This window comes from Niveispirillum sp. CC-CTL257 (assembly GCF_059489915.1).
Genome location: NZ_JCAJXE010000001.1, coordinates 3,001,692 through 3,016,456 on the forward strand (window position 1 = coordinate 3,001,692; position 14,765 = coordinate 3,016,456).

15 protein-coding genes are annotated in these 14,765 nt (G+C 64.1%); 7 read left to right on the forward strand and 8 right to left on the reverse strand.

All coding sequences use genetic code 11. From position 1 onward, the window contains the following. Nucleotides 1-122 precede the first annotated feature (122 nt). The 6 genes from ABC729_RS14095 to ABC729_RS14120 form a co-directional block, all read right to left on the reverse strand. Entirely contained in the window at nucleotides 123-767 is a 645-nt protein-coding gene (locus tag ABC729_RS14095; RefSeq protein WP_495608183.1) for a DJ-1/PfpI family protein, read from the reverse strand. A 23-nt stretch (nucleotides 768-790) separates the two neighbouring features. Continuing rightward, on the reverse strand, nucleotides 791-1,156 hold the full coding sequence (locus ABC729_RS14100) for a cupin domain-containing protein (RefSeq protein WP_495608184.1): 366 nt from the start codon (nucleotides 1,154-1,156) through the stop codon (nucleotides 791-793). Between the two features lie 14 nt (nucleotides 1,157-1,170). Next, nucleotides 1,171-2,199 carry a DNA polymerase III subunit delta gene (gene holA, locus ABC729_RS14105; RefSeq protein WP_495608185.1) on the reverse strand — a complete coding sequence of 343 codons (1,029 nt, stop codon included), beginning with the start codon at nucleotides 2,197-2,199 and terminating at the stop codon, nucleotides 1,171-1,173. 12 nt (nucleotides 2,200-2,211) lie between these two features. Next, nucleotides 2,212-2,733, reverse strand: a complete 522-nt coding sequence (lptE, locus tag ABC729_RS14110; protein ID WP_495608186.1) for an LPS assembly lipoprotein LptE — start codon at nucleotides 2,731-2,733, stop codon at nucleotides 2,212-2,214. A 109-nt stretch (nucleotides 2,734-2,842) separates the two neighbouring features. Continuing rightward, nucleotides 2,843-5,428: a leucine--tRNA ligase gene (leuS, locus tag ABC729_RS14115; RefSeq protein ID WP_495608187.1), complete on the reverse strand. Its 2,586-nt coding sequence runs from the start codon at nucleotides 5,426-5,428 to the stop codon at nucleotides 2,843-2,845. 165 nt (nucleotides 5,429-5,593) lie between these two features. Next, entirely contained in the window at nucleotides 5,594-6,112 is a 519-nt protein-coding gene (locus ABC729_RS14120) for a DUF3576 domain-containing protein (protein ID WP_495608188.1), read from the reverse strand. A 250-nt stretch (nucleotides 6,113-6,362) separates the two neighbouring features. On the opposite strand from ABC729_RS14120, the gene ABC729_RS14125 reads away from it, so the two are divergent. Next, nucleotides 6,363-6,785: a putative toxin-antitoxin system toxin component, PIN family gene (locus ABC729_RS14125; protein ID WP_495608189.1), complete on the forward strand. Its 423-nt coding sequence runs from the start codon at nucleotides 6,363-6,365 to the stop codon at nucleotides 6,783-6,785. Beyond that, nucleotides 6,782-7,045, forward strand: a complete 264-nt coding sequence (locus tag ABC729_RS14130) for a pilus assembly protein HicB (RefSeq protein WP_495608190.1) — start codon at nucleotides 6,782-6,784, stop codon at nucleotides 7,043-7,045. The genes ABC729_RS14125 and ABC729_RS14130 overlap by 4 nt, the downstream gene beginning before the upstream one ends. A gap of 4 nt (nucleotides 7,046-7,049) precedes the next feature. On the opposite strand, the gene ABC729_RS14135 is transcribed toward ABC729_RS14130, so the two are convergent. Next, a complete protein-coding gene (locus tag ABC729_RS14135; protein ID WP_495608191.1) occupies nucleotides 7,050-8,264 on the reverse strand; it encodes a glycosyltransferase family 4 protein in 1,215 nt (404 codons plus the stop codon). A gap of 18 nt (nucleotides 8,265-8,282) precedes the next feature. On the opposite strand from ABC729_RS14135, the gene ABC729_RS14140 reads away from it, so the two are divergent. Further along, nucleotides 8,283-9,062 (forward strand): alpha/beta hydrolase, encoded by a 780-nt coding sequence (locus ABC729_RS14140; protein ID WP_495608192.1) that lies wholly within the window; start codon nucleotides 8,283-8,285, stop codon nucleotides 9,060-9,062. A 33-nt stretch (nucleotides 9,063-9,095) separates the two neighbouring features. After that, nucleotides 9,096-10,820 carry a sensor histidine kinase gene (locus ABC729_RS14145; protein WP_495608193.1) on the forward strand — a complete coding sequence of 575 codons (1,725 nt, stop codon included), beginning with the start codon at nucleotides 9,096-9,098 and terminating at the stop codon, nucleotides 10,818-10,820. Nucleotides 10,821-10,827: 7 nt separating this feature from the next. Here ABC729_RS14145 and xth read toward each other — a convergent pair whose 3' ends face one another. Beyond that, nucleotides 10,828-11,622 carry an exodeoxyribonuclease III gene (xth, locus tag ABC729_RS14150; RefSeq protein ID WP_495608194.1) on the reverse strand — a complete coding sequence of 265 codons (795 nt, stop codon included), beginning with the start codon at nucleotides 11,620-11,622 and terminating at the stop codon, nucleotides 10,828-10,830. Between the two features lie 222 nt (nucleotides 11,623-11,844). On the opposite strand from xth, the gene ABC729_RS14155 reads away from it, so the two are divergent. From ABC729_RS14155 to ABC729_RS14165, 3 genes are all read left to right on the forward strand, one after another. Further along, a complete protein-coding gene (locus ABC729_RS14155; protein WP_495608195.1) occupies nucleotides 11,845-13,326 on the forward strand; it encodes a methyl-accepting chemotaxis protein in 1,482 nt (493 codons plus the stop codon). A 146-nt stretch (nucleotides 13,327-13,472) separates the two neighbouring features. Next, nucleotides 13,473-13,877 (forward strand): MFS transporter, encoded by a 405-nt coding sequence (locus tag ABC729_RS14160; RefSeq protein WP_495608196.1) that lies wholly within the window; start codon nucleotides 13,473-13,475, stop codon nucleotides 13,875-13,877. Next, nucleotides 13,874-14,686, forward strand: coding sequence for an MFS transporter (locus ABC729_RS14165; RefSeq protein ID WP_495608197.1), 813 nt, complete (start codon nucleotides 13,874-13,876; stop codon nucleotides 14,684-14,686). The genes ABC729_RS14160 and ABC729_RS14165 overlap by 4 nt, the downstream gene beginning before the upstream one ends. Nucleotides 14,687-14,765 lie beyond the last annotated feature (79 nt).

Here is a 14,765-nt window from a genome sequence, read left to right on the forward strand (position 1 = left end):
AATTCTTGTTTACCCTCACGAGAATTTGTCTGAATCGGGGATCGGCGCAGAAATTTTGATCGGAAGCCCTGAAAATTTATCCAGGACGCCCCGCCCTCACGAATTCTTGTTGGCAGATGGGGTTATCCCCAACCGCGTCGCCGCTGCCCTTGCGGCTGCCCCCGCATCGCCTCTACCATTGCCGGATCGGCACTGTTTGGATGGCCGCTGCTGAAGGGTGGGGCGGGGTTGTATTCCATGGAAAGCTGGGTGCGTTCGGCGCGGTCTTGATCGAACAGCAGGGCCGCCAGATGCAGGGCGAAATCGATGCCCGACGTGACGCCGCCGCCGGTGACGCGGTTGCGGTCTACCAGCACGCGGTCGTCGCAGGGAGTGCAGCCGAACAGGGCAAGCTGATCCAGTGACATCCAGTGACAGGTGGCCCGGTAACCGGTCAGCAGGCCGGCGGCGGCAAGCACCAGGGAGCCTGTGCAGACCGAGGTTACATACCGCGCCCCTGCCGCCTGCGCGCGCAGGAAATCCAGCACCTCGGCATCATCCATAAGGTCCAGTTGCCCCGGTCCGCCCGGCACGAACAGGATATCGGCCTGAGGTGCTTCGGCCAGTGTGTGCGTGGGCAGCAGGCGCAGGCCGCCGCTGTCGGTGACAGGGTCCAGGGTCTTGGCGGCCAGAATGATCTTCACATCCGGCAAGCGTGCAAACACCTCAAACGGGCCGGTCAGGTCCAATTGGGTCAGGCGGGGATAGAGCAGCATGACAATGTTCATGTGGTGCTCTCCTTGCCCGGGGATCAAACCGACAATTGCTCCGCGATGCTCCGGGTCTTGGGCGTGTCAACATCGCCGGTATGCTTGGTCGTGACCGTTTCGATCAGCGCGATCCAGCACTCTGCTTCCGCCACCGGATTGTGCATCGTGTTGCGGGGGACGACATGCATGTCGCCTTCCCCCAACTCCACTACGCCACTCTCATACTCAATCCGCATGCGGCCTTTCATGACCAGGAAGAGTTCGTCCTCGTCATCATGCTTGTGCCAAGCGAGCGTGCCTTTGATCTTGGCGAGCTTCACATATTGGTCATTCACGCGGCCAATAACCTTCGGCGACCAATGTTCGGTGACCTTGTCGAAACTTGCGGGCAGATTGATGACTTCCATGGCGATCAGCTCCTTTATGCCCGCCGCGCCAGCTGGGCCAGTTGGAAGAAGGCGCGCGAGCAGACGGTTTCGTCGGGCATATGGGTGCGCTTGCACTCCGCCTCCGCCTCCTGCAGTCGGTCCAGGGCCTGGTGCAGCTTAGGCAGGGTCCAGTTGCGGATCTGGGCGGTCAGGATGGGTTCCAGCTTGAAGAAAACGGGCGGGCGCAGGGCCTTCACGGCGGCCTGCGGGGTTTGCCCCTTGGCGACATGAGCCACGGCCATGTGCAGACGCTGGAAATAGCGCTGGGCGGCCCGCAGGATGGCGACCGTGGCGGTGCCATCGGCATAGAGACGGCGCAAGGACCGGTCCACCTCGGCCATGTCGCCGCCTGCCGCCGCCTGGGCCGGTTCATCCAGGTCGAGGGCCGCGCTGTCGCCGATCACGGCGCGCGCATCCTCCAGGCTCACCCGCTTCTGCCCCAGCATGTAGAGCGCCAGCTTATCGATCTCCCCGCGCGCCATTGACCGGTCACCGACGAGATTGCCGGCCAGCCAGTCGCGGGCTTCGGGATCGATCTGGAGGCCATGGTCGGCCATCATGCGGCCAATGGTGCCGGCAAGCTCCTCTTCGCCCTCCACATAGCAGGCGATGGCACCGGCGATGTCACCTGCATCCTCCACGGCCTTGCGCAGCTTGGAACGGGCATCCAGCTCTCCGGCCTCGATCACCAGCAGCGTGTCGCCGCCTGGAAAGGCCTTCAGCAGGTTGGTGACGGTCACGGCCAGCTTGTCATCGGCGTCGCGCACGCGCACCACGCGCCGCCCGCCCGTCAAGGCCATGGCCGACAGCTCATCACCCAGGCGGGCGGGGTCGGCCGTCACCTGATCGGCCTTCATCTCCGCCACGCGGAACGGGTCCGACAGGTCGGGACAGGCCGATTGTGCAGCGGCTTTGGCCCGTTCGCGCACCAGACCGGCATCGGGACCATAGAGCAGGACCAGCCGCGTGGACGGCGGTGGGCGCTTGGCGAAGGCGTCGGCGTTTTTCGGCTGAACCTTCAACGCCCCCTCCCCTTACTGCTTGTCGCGCGCGAAATAGAGCGACAGGCGCGTGCGGATATCATCGGCCAGTTCGGTCAGGCCGCGATCATAGGCGTCCTGACGTGTGGCCAGCACGGCAAACTGACTATCCAGCAGGTTAAAGCTGACGATGGAGCGGGAGAAGGTGCGATAGACCACCTGCCCCGTACTGATCTCGATCAGCTCGTAACTGGCCTGCAGGCGCAGACGTGCGCGGGTGGCGGTGGCGTCCTTCTGGATGCCCAACTCTTCCTCGGTGGCCGCCAGGGCGACCGCGAGGCGGTAGCGGGCATTGGCCGGGCGGCCATCGGTGTAGAACCGGTCAATCAGGTTGTTGCGCAGGACCTGGCCGTTGCGGTCGGTGATCGGGTCGATCTGCACATTGGCCAGCGCCACGCCCACCGCCCTGTCATGGGCGGCTGTGCCATAAACCGGCTTGAAACCGCAGGCCCCCAGCACCGCCGGCATCAGGGCCAGCAGCAGGACGGTGGCAAGACGGGGGAAATGCTGGGCCATGGCACGCCTCGTTGAGGCTTGGTTCAATAAATCTGGGGGTCGGTAGGGCCGAACACCCTGAAAAAGGTCCCGAGAGGTTGAACCAAGCCTCAACCTCTCGGGGCCTCACTCATACAACAATATTTACAATGCGGTTCGGCACCACGATGATCTTGCGTGGCTCCTTGCCATCCATGGCCCGCTGCACATTCACATCGGCCAGGGCGGCCTCCCGCGCCACCGCTTCGGCGCAGTCACGGGGCAGTGTCAGCGTGGCGCGCAGCTTGCCATTGACCTGCACGGCTACGGTTGCGCTGTCATCGACCAGCAGGGCCGCATCGGAGACGGGCCAGGTACGGTCGACCAGCAGGTCGCCATGGCCCAGCTCTTCCCACATCTGCTGTGCCAGATGCGGCATCACGGGCTGAACGATCTGCGCCATGTACTCCAGCGCTTCACGTGCGGCCCAGGCCTCATCCGCCGGAACCTCGCCCTTGGCCGCCATCTTCGACAGGGCGTCGCCAAGGGCATTGGTGAAGGTCCGCAGCTTGGCAACAGAGCTGTTGAAACGGTAGCCTTCGATATCGTCTCCAACAGCGGCGGCGGCCTTGTGGGCGGCGCGGCGCAGGGCGGTGGCGTCGGCACCGAAGCTGCTCGGTGCGGCCGTGGCGGAGGCGGGCAGGGTAAAGCCCGGCTCCGTCACCATTCGCCACAGACGGTTGATATAGCGCCAAGCACCGTCGATCCCGGCCTCTGTCCATTCCAGATCGCGGTCGGGCGGGCTGTCGGACATCATGAACAGGCGGGCGGCATCGGCACCATAGCTGCCGATGATGCCTTCCGGGTCCACGACATTCTTCTTGGATTTCGACATCTTGATGACGGGGCCGACCGTGACGGGGGAACCGTCGGCGATCTTGGTGGCCTTACCGCCCTGGATATCCACATCCACGGGGAAGACCCACTTGCCATCGGCATCCTGGAACGTGGCGTGCGTCACCATGCCCTGGGTGAACAGGCCGCCAAACGGTTCCGGCAGATCCAGATAGCCGCAGTGCGACAGGGCGCGCGTCCAGAAGCGGGAATAGAGCAGGTGCAGAACCGCATGCTCAATGCCGCCAATATAATTATCGACGGGCAGCCAGTACTTCACCAGTTCCTTGTCAAAGGCCACCTGCTCGTTGCGCGGATCGGCGAAGCGCAGGAAATACCAGCTCGACTCGATAAAGGTGTCGAACGTATCCGTCTCGCGTTCCGCATCCTTGCCGCAGCAGGGGCATTTGACATGCTTCCAGGTGGCATGGCGGGCCAGCGGGTTGCCGGCGGCGTCAAAGGTGACGTCGGCAGGCAGGGTGACGGGAAGCTGGTCTTCCGGTACCGGCACCACGCCGCAATCCGGGCAGTGGATGATGGGGATGGGGCAGCCCCAGTAGCGCTGACGCGAAACGCCCCAGTCGCGCAAGCGGAACATGGTCGTCCCCTGCCCGCGGCCCAGCGCCTCGATCTTGGCGACGGCGGCCTTCTTGCCCTCTTCCACGGACAGACCGTCCAGGAAGTCGGAATTACGGACGCTGCCAGGGCCGGTATAGGCCTCATTCCCCACGGCGAAGGTCGCAGGGTCCTCACCGTCGGGCACCACCACCGGCTTCACGGGCAGGTCATACTTGCGGGCGAAATCCAGGTCGCGCTGGTCATGGGCGGGACAGCCGAAAATGGCGCCGGTTCCATATTCCATCAGCACGAAGTTGGCGACATAGACGGGCAGGTTCCAGCCCTTCACGAAAGGATGCTCCGCCGTCACCGGCGTGCGCCAGCCCTTCTTTTCCGCCTGTTCCAGGGTCGCTTCGCTGGTGCCCATGCGGTTGCATTCGGCGATGAACTCGGCCAGCCCCGCATCGTTTTCCGCCAGCTTGGATGCCAGCGGATGATTGGGGCTGATGGCCACGAAGGACGCGCCATACAGCGTATCTGGCCGGGTGGTGAAGACCTCCAGATCCGCATGCCCGTCCGACAGCTGGAAGAAGAAGCGGCAGCCCGTGGACTTGCCGATCCAGTTCTCCTGCATGATCCGGACTTTTTCGGGCCAGCGGTCCAGCGTCGTGATGGCCGACAGCAGCTCGTCGGCGAAATGCGTGATCTTCAGGAACCACTGGCTGAGCTTGCGCTTTTCCACCAGGGCACCGGTGCGCCAGCCGCGCCCGTCGATCACCTGTTCATTAGCCAGAACGGTGTTGTCCACGGGGTCCCAGTTGACCCAGCTTTCCTTGCGATAAGCGAGGCCCGCCTTCAGGAAATCCAGGAACATCTTCTGTTCGAACCGGTAATATTCCGGCCGGCAGGTGGCGATCTCACGTTCCCAGTCGATGGCCAGACCCATGGTCTTCAACTGACCACGCATGGCCTTGATATTCTCATAGGTCCAGGTGCCGGGGTGGGTATTGCGCTCCAGCGCCGCGTTTTCCGCCGGCAGGCCGAACGCGTCCCAGCCCATCGGGTGCAGGACATTGAAACCCTTGGACCGCTTATAGCGGGCGATCACGTCGCCGATCGTGTAATTGCGCACATGGCCCATATGGATGCGCCCCGACGGATAGGGGAACATCTCCAGCACATAGGTCTTGGGCTTGGACGGATCGGCGGTGACGGCGAAGCTGCGGCGCTCTTCCCAGACGGACTGCCACTTGGCTTCGGTTTCGCGGACATTATAGCGGGACATGGGTCGGAACCTGTCGAACGGGTGTCGCTTCGCCGGGCGTCACCCGTGACAGGGGCCGATGCCCGGCGGTGATACTAAATCTCAGGCCGGCGACTGCCGGCCCGGCACCGCGTGGTGCCGTGAGCCAAGGGCGCGGATGCGCCCGCCCGGCGCCTGAGGGAACACTTAGTTGCTGGGCGCAGCCGACTGCTGACGTAGCTGACGGGCGCGGGTCAGGATCGTGTCTTCCAGCTGCGTGCCGGTTTCTGCCGTTGTCGGCGCGTCGATCCAGACACCACCCTTCAGTTCCTGGCGGAACACGGTGGCGCGCACGCCGTCGGCGCGCAGGGCAGCGTCCAGGATATACAGGTTCACCTTGAACCGCTCATTCGGCGTGGCCGGCGGGCTGTACCAGTCGGTCAGGATGACACCGCCATAGGGGTCGGCCTGAACCAGCGGCATGAAGGTCACCGTATCCAGGGCAGCACGCCACAGGAAGGCATTGACCGTCACGGTACCGGCCGGGCGGGCGGCGGCGTTCATGCCCGCGGCACCGCCATTGTTCTGGCGCAGGATCTGGGTGTTGGGGGCCTCAGGCTCCCCGCCGAAACCCAGGCTGTCCAGCGCGCCACAGCCGGAAAGACCCAGCGCCAGGGCACCCAACAGGGCGGAACGACCAATCACGGACAGGGCACGCAAGGACATGGGAAGACCACCCGGATAACGCCAGCGGAAAGTTAGTGCCATCCTTAGAGCAAAAAAGCCGGCACTAGGCAAGGCCGGGCGGTTCGCCCCTTGGACGGAGTTGCTGCTTACACGGCAATCAAGGCGGGATTCAGGCGGGCAAAAATGGTCTGCCTGCGGATTTATGACTTCCCCCTTTCGCAATCCCATCAATAGATGCCGTGACCGAAGCGGCATTGTCACATCGCTGGTGATATGACATTCTGCAGAAATGAAGCTGGTTCTGGACACAGACGTCATTGTTGCCGCTTTGCGTAGCCCGACAGGGGCCTCTGCGGCCCTGCTGCTGGCGGCTGATGATGGGCTTGTCAGGCTACTGGCGACCGTACCCTTGTTCGTTGAGTATGAAGCCGTCACGCATCGCGCCGAACATATCCTGGCGGCTGGGTTAACCTCCACGGCGGTTGACGTGTTTTTGAACCATCTTGTGGAACTGGTACAGCCCGTGGAGCCTTGGTTCCTGTGGCGTCCGCAATTGCGGGACCCTGCGGATGAAATTGTATTGGAAGCAGCGGTCAACGGGCAGGCCGACGCCTTGGTATCCTTCAACCACCGGCGTTTCCTTCCCGCAGCGGGGCGTTTTGGGCTTCCGGTATTGCGACCTGGGGAAGCACTGGAAAGGATAAGGTCATGAGCAGGATGTCCACGTATCCGTTGCGCCTGCCTGCATCGGTGAAGGCCGAAGCGGAGCGGGTGGCGGCAGAGGATGGAACAAGCCTTAATCAGTTTGTGGCAACTGCCGTGTCAGAGAAACTGGCCGCGATGCGGACTGCGACTTTCTTCGCGGAACGGCGGGGCAAGGGTGATCGCGACACGTTTCGCGCCCTCTTGACCCGTCGGGGCGGCCAGCCGCCACAATCCGGTGACGAAGTGCCGGAAGGGTGGAAGGCCTGACGCCCTACCCCAGCAGCTCCGCATAAACCGCCAGCGTGGCGGCGCACATGCCGGCCTTGGTGAAGTTGGCCCGGACATGGCGCATGCCATCCAGGCCCACGGCTTGACGCTGCAGCGGGTCGAGGTCGAGTGCCGCGCGGATGGCACCGGCCAGGGCGTCGGGGTCGTTGGGGGGCACCACCAGACCGGTTTCGCCGTTGATGACGGTTTCCTTCACCGCACCCAGGTCCGACACAATCACGGGGCGGCCCATGGCCTGGGCTTCGGCGATGACGCGACCAAAGGCTTCGGGCTCAATGGAGGCGTTCACCACCACGTCGGACAGCATATAGGCCGCCGCCATGTCGTTGCAGTGGCCGGCAATGGTCACCTGCCCGCCCAGGTTCAGGCGGCGGATATGATCTTCCAGTTCCTGGCGGTAATGGTCACGGCCCTGTTCGTCGCCTACCAGGACGGCGCGCACATCGTTGCGTCCCAGGCGGGATATGGCGTCGATCAGAACGCCCTGCCCCTTCCAGCGGGTCAGGCGACCGGGCAGCAGTATGATGCGCTGATCCTCCGGCAGGCGCCATTGCTGGATCAGCTGTGCCATGCGGGCCTGGGTCACCTTGTCCGGCGACATGATGTCGACATCGACCCCGCGATGGATCAGGCGCAGCCGGTCGGCCCCGACACCATATTCGCGCGCCACATGCTCATAGACGAAGCCCGACACGGCGATGATCCGGTCGGCCTTGGCCATGACGCTGTTGTACCATTTCTTCACCCGGCCCTTGAAATTGTAGGGCGCGTGGAAGGTGGTGACGAAGGGAATGTCGGTGCGCTTGGCCGCCCAATAGGCGCTCCAGGCCGGTGCGCGGGAGCGGGCATGGATCAGATCCACCCCATACTGTTTGATGATGTCGGTCAGCCTGGTCGCGTTGCGCCGCATGGTCAGCGGGTTCTTGGATTGCACCGGCAGCTGGATATGCTTGGCACCGTACCGGTCCAGTTCGCGGGCCATATGGCCGCCGGCGGAGACCACGATGGCCGTGCCGCCCGCGCGCTGAATCGCGGCAGCCATATCGATGCATCCACGTTCCGCACCGCCCGTGACCAGGGTGGGGATCACCTGCAGGATGACGGGTTTCCCGCCGCCGAACAGGCTGGCGGCATCAAGGCCGGGATTGTCCGGCGTTACATCGCCGGCTAGGGTGCCGGCGTCAGCATGGGGCGGCATGGGCGGGATTTCAAACGGATGAACGGGGCAGCCATGGAAGGCGAGGTGCCGATACATAGCCTGGATCGGGCCGGTACCGCCATAGCCTATCGCCACAGTCCCGGTCATGGGCCGGGTATCATCTTCCTGACGGGGTTCCGATCCGACATGGGCGGGGCCAAGGCGGTTGCACTGGAACGCTGGGCGCAGGCCCAGGGAAGGGCCTTCGTTCGTTTCGACTACCACGCCCATGGGGCCAGCAGTGGCCATTGGGAAGACGGGTCCATTGGACGCTGGCGCGATGATGCCCTTGCCGTGCTGGACCGGGTGACGGTGGGGTCGCAAATTCTGGTCGGGTCCTCCATGGGTGGCTGGATCGCGCTGCTGCTGGCCTTGGCCCGGCCTGATCGGGTGGCGGGGCTGCTGGGTATCGCGCCGGCCCCGGACTTTACCGAGCGCATGATCCGCCCGCGCCTGGGGCCGGCGGAACTGGACGCTTTGGAACGCGATGGCCGGTTCATCGCGCCGTCCGCCTATGATCCCGCCGGATACCCGATCACCAAACATCTGCTGGAAGAGGCGCGGTCGCATCTGCTGCTGGCCAAGGGGAACAGCCCTATCCCCATCCGCTGCCCTGTCCGTCTGCTGCACGGGCAGTGCGATCCCGACATTCCCTGGCAGACCAGCCTGGATCTGGCGGCGGCATTGGAAAGTGACGATGTGCGCGTCACCCTGGTCAAGGATGGCGATCATCGCCTGTCGCGGGACGCCGATCTGGCGTTGATGCTGCAACTGACAGGCGAACTGGCGGTGGCGTGACGCGGCCTTGGCGGCATGATATAGAAACCCCTGATGGGACAGCAAACCCGAGACAGGGGCAGCCGACCCGGCCGCCCAATGGCCCTGCTGGGCCGCACCGGCATTAATCTGCTTTCGGCCATGGTGCTGGGCGGGTTGTGGCTGCTTGTCGGCTGGCAGATCCATTCCTCCTATCTTGATGCCCTGGCCGATGCTGAGCGTGATACCGCCAACCTGACCCGCGCCTTCGGCCAGCATGTCAGTCGTACTGTCAGCCAGGTGCAGCAGCTTCTCCAGGAAGTGTCCGACCGGGTGGAGGCGGGATATCCCGCCGATCTGGAGGTGATGCGCCGCCGTGTGGCAGGTTTGGACCGCGTGTCAAAATTCCTGGGCATCATGGATGCGCGCGGCATCGTGGTGGACGCAACCCGGCCCGGTGCGGTCGGCCTGGACATGTCCGACAGTGATTATTTCCGGCAGGCGACGGAACCCGGTTCGCCGCGTCTTGGCTTTGGCAAGCCTATTATCGGGCGTACACCGCTGATGTCCTCCATCCCGTTCTGGGTGCGGGTGGAAGCCCCGGATGGTAGCCTGATTGCCGTCGTGGTCGGCGACGTTCTGTCAGAATATTTTGCGGGGTTTTTCAGCGCGGTTGATCTGGACCTGGGTGCCATCGCCACCCTGATGGATCTGGACGGTACCGTCTATGCGCGCGGTGCGTCGACCCCCGGCATCGTGGGCCAGTCCTATCCCGACCTGCCTGATGTCGGGGCCGCACGCGAAGGCGACGGCCATGGCATTATCCGCGCCGTCAGCCCCATTGATGGCGAGGACCGTATCGCCAGCTATGAGCTGTTGCCCGGCACTCGGCTGCTGGTATCGGTGGGGCAGGACATAGACCATGTGCTGCAGCCCTATCGCCAGTTCCGTAACCAGATCCTGCTGCAGGGCGTGTTCGGCACCCTCCTGGTACTGGCCCTGGTGGTGTTGGTCCGCCGTTATGTCGCCAAGCTGGAAGCCAGCGAGACGGCGGCACGGCAGGCGCGGGCGGAGGCCGAACAGGCCACGGCGGCAAAGTCACAGTTCCTGGCAGTGGCCAGCCATGAGCTGCGCACGCCGCTCAATGCCATCATCGGCTTTGCGGAGGTGATGGTCCATCGCATCCATGGCCCCATGGGCAACCCGAAATATGCCGAGTATGCCGAGGATATCAGGGGTTCCGGTCTGCATCTGCTGGCCCTGATCAATGACATCCTGGATCTGTCGAAGATCGAGGCCGGCAAGATGGATTTGCGGCTGGAGGTCGTTGACCTGCCCACGCTGGCGGCGGAATGCGTGCGCCTCATGCGCGGGCGGGTGGAGGCGGCATCCATGGACCTGCGCGTCGTCTCTGCGGAAGGGAACACCCCGCACCTGCGCGCCGACGCCATGAAAATCCGCCAGGTGCTGCTGAACCTGATCAACAATGCCGTGAAATACACGCCGTCGGGCGGCACCATCACGGTATCGGTCGAGCGTGACCCGCTCTGGCCCGATGATTACATGGTGATGCGGGTGGCCGACACGGGTTGCGGCATGACGCCCACAGAGGTGGCGCTGGCCCTGGAACCGTTCCGTCAGATCAACAGCCATCTGGCCCGCGGCGGCGAAGGCACGGGTCTGGGGCTGCCGGTCGCCAAGTCACTGGTGGAACTGCATGGCGGCTCGCTATCCATTGACAGCGAGCCGGGTCAGGGCACGGTCGTCAGCATCCGGCTGCCGACGCGCCTGCATGTGTAAGGGCTGATCACATATCCAGATCAACGATGACCGGCACATGGTCGCTGGGCTTCGGCTCCCATCCCCGCGCCTCGCGCAGGATGGTCTGGCCCTTCAGGGAGGACGCCAGCGGCGGGGTCACCCAGACATGGTCCAGCCGGCGCCCCTTGTTGGACAGGTTCCAGTCGGCGGCGCGGTAGGACCACCAACTATAGAGTTTCTGATCCGCCGGCACGAAATGGCGGACCGCATCCACCCAGTTCAGGCTGTTCTGCAGCGCCGTCAGCTTCTCCACCTCGATCGGTGTATGGGAGACAACGTCCAGCAGTTGCTTGTGCGACCAGACATCATGCTCCAGGGGCGCGATGTTCAGATCGCCCACCAGGATCATCGGCTGATCGGGCGACCGCTTCTCCTGGAACCAGGCCTGCATCTCATCCAGAAACTGAAGCTTGTGGGCGAACTTGTCGTTCAGGGCCGGGTCGGGGATGTCGCCGCCGGCCGGGATGTAGAGATTATGGATCTCCACCCCGTTTTCCAGCGTGGCCAGGACGTGGCGGCAATCCTCCTTGCCACAGGAATGGCGGATGTCGCGCGACGTGAAGGGGATGCGCGACAGGATCGCAACGCCGTTATAGCTCTTCATCCCGTGGATATGGATATGCTCATACCCGCGCGCCTTGAACTCCCCGCGTGGGAAGGCGTCGTCCACCACCTTGGTTTCCTGCAGGCACAGGACATCCGGTTGCTGTTCGTCCAGCAGCTTGCCGACAATATCGATGCGCAGGCGGACGGAGTTGATGTTCCAGGTTGCGATACGCACGGGAGCGGCCTCGGAGCGCAGGTGGCAGGAGGGTCACAGGATTAGGCGCCTGGAGGACGGCTGTCCAGGGCGGCGACGGCGCTGTCCAGCGGTTTCCCTCTCCCGCAGCGGTGTCTCTATAACCTTTAGAATAGGTAAGTGGGCATGCCTGTTGCCTATACAATCATTACCAAAGGCTTAAAATTCTGAATGAATGACAGCACTGGCAGGAAGGAACGCAGCATGTTCGGGATGACGCGGAGCGATGCGGCGGCGACGCTGGCGGCGGTGGCGGAAACCCAGGCGCTGATCGAGTTCGCGCCCGACGGCACCATCCTGACGGCCAATGACGCATTCCTGTCGGTCATGGGCTACACGCTGGCGGAGGTGCAGGGCCGGCATCACCGGATGTTCGTCGATCCGCTGGAAGCGGCCAGCCCCGGCTATACCCGGTTCTGGTCCGACCTTGCCATCGGTCGTCCCGTTCCGGCCCAGGAAATCTGTCGCCTCGCCAAGGATGAACGCGCGGTCTGGATCCAAGGTTCCTACAACCCTGTCCGCGACGCGCACGGCCGTGTCTACAAGGTGGTGAAGGTGGCCACCGACGTGACAGCGCAGCGTCTGCAGTCGGCCGATCTTCTGGGGCAGGTGCAGGCGCTGGGCCGGTCGCAGGCAGTCATCACCTTCGATCTGGATGGCACCATCCTTGATGCCAACGATAATTTCCTGTCCCTGATGGGCTATCGGCTGGAGGAGGTGAAGGGGCAGCATCACCGTCTCTTCGTGGGCGCGGCTGAGGCGGAGAGTGACGCCTACCGCGCCTTCTGGACCAACCTGCGCCAGGGGCATTTCGATGCCGGCGAATATTGCCGCCACACCAAGGACGGGCGCGAGGTTTATATCCAGGCCACCTACAATCCGATCCTGGATATGAACGGCAAGCCGTTCAAGGTCGTGAAGTTTGCCAGCGACATCACGGCCCAGGTCAAGGCCCGGCAGACCAATGAACAGGTCCTGTCCCTGGTCCAGCAATATCTGGACGACATTGTGCAGGCGGTCGAAAAATCAAACCGGCAGGCCGTGGATACCTCGGGCGCCACGGAGCAGACCAGCGCCAATATCCAGGCCGTGGCTGTCGGCACCGATCAGCTGGACGGCTCCATCCGCTCCATCGCACAGAACATGAACCAGTCGCGCGAGGCGGCGGAGAAAGTATTCTCCCAGGTCGATGCGGTCGGACAGGCCATGGCCCGGCTTTTGAGTGGCACCAACGCCATGAATGGCATCGTCAGTCTGATCCAGGAAATTGCCGGGCAGATCAACCTGCTGGCGCTGAACGCCACCATCGAAAGTGCGCGCGCCGGGGAAGCCGGAAAGGGCTTCGCGGTTGTGGCAACGGAGGTGAAGAGCCTGGCGCGGCAGGCGTCGGAGGCGACACAGCGTATCGCCGAAGAGATCGGGACCGTGCAACATGTCGCTGACGATGTGGCGGCTCAGGTCCATGACATCCATGATGCCGTGGCCTCGGTCCGCACGCTTGTGCTGAGTACGGCGGGTGCCATCGACCAGCAGAGCAGCGTGGCCCGGCTGATGACTCGCAACATGCAGGAAAGCTCACTGGCAGTGCAGCGGATCGCCGACAATGTCGGCGATATTTCGCGTTCCACCTCTCTGGCCAATGATCAGGTTGTGCGCGTGCGGGACGCGTTGAAGGCCATCGCCTGACCGGGCGGTGATTACGGGGGCCTGCCATTCACTGCCCCGGCTTGCCGCGTGCTTTATCGGCATGATATCGATTTCGATACCGGCTTTCGGTCGGTTTCGGCCTGACCCGTTGCGCACGGCCGGCATAGCCCCCTGCCTTGCGGATCATGACCCCTTCCCGCCCCCGTTCCGGTTTGCCGGCCGCCCTGATCGCCATGGCGTTCCTGGCCTTCATCAGTCTGGGCCTGCCTGACGGGTTGCCCGGTGTCACATGGCCTTTCATCCGGGAAACCTTTGATCGGCCCTTGGGCAATCTGGGCATCCTGTTGATCTGCGGTACGGGTGGTTATCTGTTCTCCGGCCTGGCCGGCGGCAGCATCGTGCGCCGCACGGGCCTGGGTGTTGTGCTGACGGTCAGCAGTGCTGCCATGGTGGCCAGCTTGGCTACCTATGCCCTGACCCCCTCCTTCTATCTGCTGATCCCCGCCGCCATTCTGGGCGGTCTGGCCAGCGGGGCCATCGATACGGGCATCAATCTCTATGGTGCCCGCCGCTTTCCCCCCGTGTCATGAACTGGCTGCACGGGTCCTGGGGCCTGGGGGCCACGGCCGGGCCGCTCTTGATGACGGCTTCCATCACGACCGGGGCCGGTTGGCGCTGGGGTTACGCTCTGATCGCCCTGATCCTGGCGGGCATGGCGGTGATGTTCCTGGTCACCATGCGGCGGTGGGAGGAAGGCAAGGCCGGAGAGAGCGGCAGCGGTGATGGCCCTGCGGCGGTCGCCCCCTTCACTGACGCCCTGCGCCACCCTGTGATCTGGCTGAATGTCGGCCTGTTCATGGTCTATTGCGGGATGGAGATGGCGGCGGGGCAGTGGCTGTTCACGCTGCTGACGCGCCAGCACGGCATTGATGTTGGCACCGCCGGCACCATTGCCGGCCTGTACTGGGGGGCTCTGACCTTCGGGCGGCTGGTGTTCGGGCAGGTGACGGCGCGGGTGCGACCGCTGAACGCGTTACGCGCCGGGCTGGCCATCGCGATGGTCTCTGCTCTGCTTTTCGCCTGGTTCCCCACGCCAGCGGTGGGCATGGCCGCCGCTCTGGGCCTGGGTTTTGGGCTGGCCCCGACCTTCCCCACCCTGGTCTCCCTGACGCCCATCCGTGTGGGTGATGCCATCGCCCCGCATGCGGTGGGGTTCCAGATGACGGCAGCGGGTGCGGGTGCCACTCTGATCCCGGGGGCGCTGGGCTGGCTGGCGCAGCATCTGGGGCTGGTGGTGCTGCCGGTCTGGCTGCTGCTGGGCATGGTGCTGCTGATCGGCCTGTCGGAATTCGCCGAACGGCTGGTCCGCCGCCGCGCCGCCCTGGCTCGCGCGGCTTGAACCGCTCCTTGAACGGCTCCCCGGCGGGGGCATATACGGGTTGCAGGAATGTTGGGTGCGGTTTGGCGGTCGCATTCAT